Source organism: Leucobacter sp. G161 (assembly GCF_001482305.1).
Lineage (GTDB): Bacteria > Actinomycetota > Actinomycetes > Actinomycetales > Microbacteriaceae > Leucobacter.
Genome location: NZ_LOHP01000073.1, coordinates 1 through 5589, shown reverse-complemented (window position 1 = coordinate 5589; position 5589 = coordinate 1). Strand labels below are relative to the sequence as shown.

Below are 5589 nucleotides of genomic sequence, written 5' to 3'. Positions count from 1 at the left end.
TGTTCGGCGGTGTCCTACTCTCCCACGAGGTCCCCCTCGCAGTACCATCGGCGCTGTCAGCCTTAGCTTCCGGGTTCGGAATGTGACCGGGCGTTTCCCTGACGCTATAACCACCGAAACTCTATTGACATAACCCAACCCACCTCAAGCACACACAGTGCAGGGGTTGTGGCCGTACGTCAAGAACCACAAAGTAGACGCGAACATCGTTACAACACTTCACTCATGCCCCACCCAAACAAGGGAGGGAAAAAATCAAGTCATCGGCTTATTAGTACCAGTCAGCTCCACACGTTACCGCGCTTCCACATCTGGCCTATCAACCCAGTAATCTACTGGGAGCCTCACAGGAGTAAACTCCTATGGAAATCTCATCTTGAGGCCGGCTTCCCGCTTAGATGCTTTCAGCGGTTATCCATCCCGAACGTAGCCAACCAGCCATGCCCTTGGCAGAACAACTGGCACACCAGAGGTTCGTCCAACCCGGTCCTCTCGTACTAGGGTCAGATCCTCTCAAATTTCCAACGCGCGCAGAGGATAGGGACCGAACTGTCTCACGACGTTCTAAACCCAGCTCGCGTACCGCTTTAATGGGCGAACAGCCCAACCCTTGGGACCGACTCCAGCCCCAGGATGCGACGAGCCGACATCGAGGTGCCAAACCATGCCGTCGATATGGACTCTTGGGCAAGATCAGCCTGTTATCCCCGAGGTACCTTTTATCCGTTGAGCGACAGCGCTTCCACAAGCCACTGCCGGATCACTAGTCCCGACTTTCGTCCCTGCTCGACCTGTCAGTCTCACAGTCAAGCTCCCTTGTGCACTTACACTCGCCACCTGATTGCCAACCAGGTTGAGGGAACCTTTGGGCGCCTCCGTTACTTTTTAGGAGGCAACCGCCCCAGTTAAACTACCCACCAGGCACTGTCCGAAAACCCGATCAGGGTTCGTCGTTAGATATCCAATATGACCAGAGTGGTATTTCAACAATGACTCCACCAACACTAGCGTGCCAGCTTCACAGTCTCCCACCTATCCTACACAAGCCACACCGAACACCAATACCAAGCTGTAGTAAAGGTCACGGGGTCTTTCCGTCCTTCTGCGCGTAACGAGCATCTTTACTCGTACTGCAATTTCGCCGAGTTTATGGTGGAGACAGCTGGGGAATCGTTACGCCATTCGTGCAGGTCGGAACTTACCCGACAAGGAATTTCGCTACCTTAGGATGGTTATAGTTACCACCGCCGTTTACTGGGGCTTAAATTCACAGCTTCGCGTCCGAAGACACTAACCGCTCCTCTTAACCTTCCAGCACCGGGCAGGCGTCAGTCCGTATACGTCCACTTGCGTGTTAGCACGGACCTGTGTTTTTAGTAAACAGTCGTTCCCCACTGGTCTCTGCGGCCACCACACCCTTTCGGAGTAAATCCTAATAGGCGGATGGCCCCCCTTCTCCCGAAGTTACGGGGGCATTTTGCCGAGTTCCTTCACCATAATTATCTCGAGCTCCTTAGTATTCTCTACCTGACCACCTGTGTCGGTTTGGGGTACGGGCAACTAGCAACCTCACGTCGATGCTTTTCTTGGCAGCATAGGATCAATGACTTCCCCATACGGGTCCCCATCGCATCTCACCCTCATGAGTCGCGGATTTGCCAACGACTCGGGCTACATGCTTAGCCCGGGACACCATCGCCCGGGATCATCTACCTTCCTGCGTCACACCTCACGCTCACCCACCCCAGTTCGGGTTCGCAGCCGCCACCACACATCACCCGAAGGATCCGTACAGCTTTGGTTTGCTTAGCACTACTGGTTAGGTCTTGAACGGTTACTAATCGGTACGGGAATATCAACCCGTTGTCCATCGACTACGCCTGTCGGCCTCGCCTTAGGTCCCGACTTACCCAGGGAAGATTAGCTTGACCCTGGAACCCTTGGTCTTCCGGAGGACGGGTTTCTCACCCGTCTTTCGCTACTCATGCCTGCATTCTCACTCGTGTGGCATCCACGGCTGGTTCACACCGCCGCTTCACTCGCCACACGACGCTCTCCTACCCATCCATACGGCTGGACCACGAAGGCCTACCTGTAATATGAATGCCACAACTTCGGTGGCGTGCTTGAGCCCCGTTACATTGTCGGCGCGGAATCACTTGACCCGTGAGCTATTACGCACTCTTTCAAGGGTGGCTGCTTCTAAGCCAACCTCCTGGTTGTCACAGCAACTCCACATCCTTTTCCACTTAGCACGCGCTTTGGGACCTTAGATGGTGATCTGGGTTGTTTCCCTCTCGACTATGAAGCTTATCCCCCACAGTCTCACTGCTGCGCTCTCACTTACCGGCATTCGGAGTTTAGCTGACGTCAGTAACCTTGTAGGGCCCATCGGCCATCCAGTAGCTCTACCTCCGGCAAGAAACACGCAACGCTGCACCTAAATGCATTTCGGAGAGAACCAGCTATCACGAAGTTTGATTGGCCTTTCACCCCTATCCACAGCTCATCCCCTCAGTTTTCAACCTAAGTGGGTTCGGCCCTCCACGCGCTCTTACACGCGCTTCAGCCTGGCCATGGATAGATCACTTCGCTTCGGGTCTAGGACATGCGACTCAATCGCCCTATTCAGACTCGCTTTCGCTACGGCTTCCCCACACGGGTTAACCTCGCCACATATCGCTAACTCGCAGGCTCATTCTTCAAAAGGCACGCTGTCACAGCTACAAGGCTGCTCCAACGGATTGTAAGCAAACGGTTTCAGGTACTATTTCACTCCCCTCCCGGGGTACTTTTCACCTTTCCCTCACGGTACTAGTCCGCTATCGGTCATCTGGGAGTATTTAGGCTTATCAGGTGGTCCTGACAGATTCACACGGGATTTCTCGGGCCCCGTGCTACTTGGGATACGCCACACGCAGCCAGGTCATTTCGGGTACGGGACTCTCACCCACTCCGGTCCGCCGTTCCAAGCGGTTCCCCTATAACCTGATCATTCACGTCGGAGACTCAGCAGCGTCTCCAGCAACGTCCCACAACCCCGATGATGCAACCCCTGCCAGGTATCACACACCACCGGTTTAGCCTCTTCCGGGTTCGCTCGCCACTACTACCGGAATCACATGTTGTTTTCTCTTCCTGTGGGTACTGAGATGTTTCACTTCCCCACGTTCCCTCTACCCGCCCTATATATTCAGGCGGGAGTCACCAGCTACGCACGCGCGCTGGCGGGGTTTCCCCATTCGGAAATCCTCGAATCAAGGCCCGTTTATCGGCTCCCCGAGGCTTATCGCAGATTACTACGTCCTTCTTCGGCTCCAGATGCCAAGGCATCCACCGTTTGCTCTTCGAAACTTGAAATTACATAAGTAAATTATTTAGAAACGCATCACCAACCCCGAAAGGTCAATGACACGAACCAATGAGACACACACCCACCAACCCGAAGGCTGATCAAGTGCGTGTATCGAAGATGCTCGCGTCCACTGTGTAGTTCTCAACGTACGGTCAATCCCACCCATCTAGACAACACGTTCCAGACACGCGGGCTGAAGAAACCAAGCACACACAGACCGCGAAACCGCGACCCGGTGGTCTGGGTCTCCAGGACCCAACAGTATGCACTTAATGAAGCAATCACCAACTCCCCCAAGTTTTCCTCCCACACCCGCCGAAACGGACATGATGTACTCACACAGGCGAGCTAATCAAAGCTTGCTTTGTCTAATGTTCCACCCATGAGCTAACCAGCGAAACACATTCGGTTTCGATCTGGCGCCTGGACACTCCCTCACGGGGTGCCAGATGCTCCTTAGAAAGGAGGTGATCCAGCCGCACCTTCCGGTACGGCTACCTTGTTACGACTTAGTCCTAATCACCAGTCCCACCTTCGACGGCTCCCTCCACAAGGGTTAGGCCACCGGCTTCGGGTGTTACCGACTTTCATGACTTGACGGGCGGTGTGTACAAGGCCCGGGAACGTATTCACCGCAGCGTTGCTGATCTGCGATTACTAGCGACTCCGACTTCATGGGGTCGAGTTGCAGACCCCAATCCGAACTGAGACCGACTTTTTGGGATTCGCTCCACCTCGCGGTATCGCAGCCCTTTGTCTCGGCCATTGTAGCATGCGTGAAGCCCAAGACATAAGGGGCATGATGATTTGACGTCATCCCCACCTTCCTCCGTGTTGACCACGGCAGTATCCCATGAGTTCCCACCATTACGTGCTGGCAACATAGGACGAGGGTTGCGCTCGTTGCCGGACTTAACCGAACATCTCACGACACGAGCTGACGACAACCCTGCACCACCTGTATACGAGTGTCCAAAGAGTTGACGATCTCTCGCCCGTTCTCGTATAAGTCACGCCTTGGTAAGGTTCTTCGCGTTGCATCGAATTAATCCGCATCCTCCGCCGCTTGTGCGGGCCCCCGTCAATTCCTTTGAGTTTTAGCCTTGCGGCCGTACTCCCCAGGCGGGGAACTTAATGCGTTAGCTACGACACAGAACCCGTGGAACAGGCCCTACATCTAGTTCCCAACGTTTACGGCATGGACTACCAGGGTATCTAATCCTGTTTTCGCTCCCCATCCTTTCGCTCCTCAGCGTCAGTAGCGGCCCAGAGATCTGCCTTCGCCATCGGTGTTCCTCCTGATATCTGCGCATTCCACCGCTACACCAGGAATTCCAATCTCCCCTACCGCACTCTAGCTTGCCCGTACCCACTGCAGGCCCGGGGTTGAGCCCCGGGATTTCACAGCAGACGCGACAAGCCGCCTACGAGCTCTTTACGCCCAATAATTCCGGACAACGCTTGCAGCCTACGTATTACCGCGGCTGCTGGCACGTAGTTAGCCGGTGCTTTTTCTGCAGGTACCGTCACTTGCGCTTCTTCCCTACTAAAAGAGGTTTACAACCCGAAGGCCGTCATCCCTCACGCGGCGTTGCTGCATCAGGCTTGCGCCCATTGTGCAATATTCCCCACTGCTGCCTCCCGTAGGAGTCTGGGCCGTGTCTCAGTCCCAGTGTGGCCGGTCACCCTCTCAGGCCGGCTACCCGTCGTCGCCATGGTGAGCCATTACCTCACCATCTAGCTGATAGGCCGCGAGTCCATCCAGAACCGATAAATCTTTCCACCTACACACCATGCGGTGATAGGTCATATCCAGTATTAGACACCGTTTCCAGTGCTTATCCCAGAGTTCAGGGCAGGTTACTCACGTGTTACTCACCCGTTCGCCACTCTTCCACCCAGCAAGCTGGGCTTCATCGTTCGACTTGCATGTGTTAAGCACGCCGCCAGCGTTCGTCCTGAGCCAGGATCAAACTCTCCGTAAAAAATTACATGCCCACAAACACCGCGGAATAAGCCGTGTAAGCGAGCGAGTTTAACCTGACAACAGAAACTCATCAATACTGACGAAATTTCGTTTGTTATCCAAAAAAGGAATCTCCAACACCCAACCAAACGATTGAATGCCGGGGATAATAAATTGGCATTTGACAATTTAAGTGCACACTATTGAGTTCTCAAGATCCAGACACCCACCGTACCGGCCCCAACCAAGGGACCCTCCGAAGAGCAAC

Annotated in this window: 3 rRNA genes; all 3 read right to left on the bottom strand. The window is 54.4% G+C overall.

Annotated features, from left to right (window positions below):
* Position 1 precedes the first annotated feature (1 nt).
* Positions 2–118, bottom strand: a 5S ribosomal RNA gene (gene rrf, locus AUL38_RS12390).
* Between the two features lie 133 nt (positions 119–251).
* A 23S ribosomal RNA gene (locus AUL38_RS12385) occupies positions 252–3360 on the bottom strand.
* Between the two features lie 455 nt (positions 3361–3815).
* Positions 3816–5340 (bottom strand): 16S ribosomal RNA (locus tag AUL38_RS12380).
* The 16S, 23S and 5S rRNA genes sit together here, the layout of an rRNA operon.
* Positions 5341–5589 lie beyond the last annotated feature (249 nt).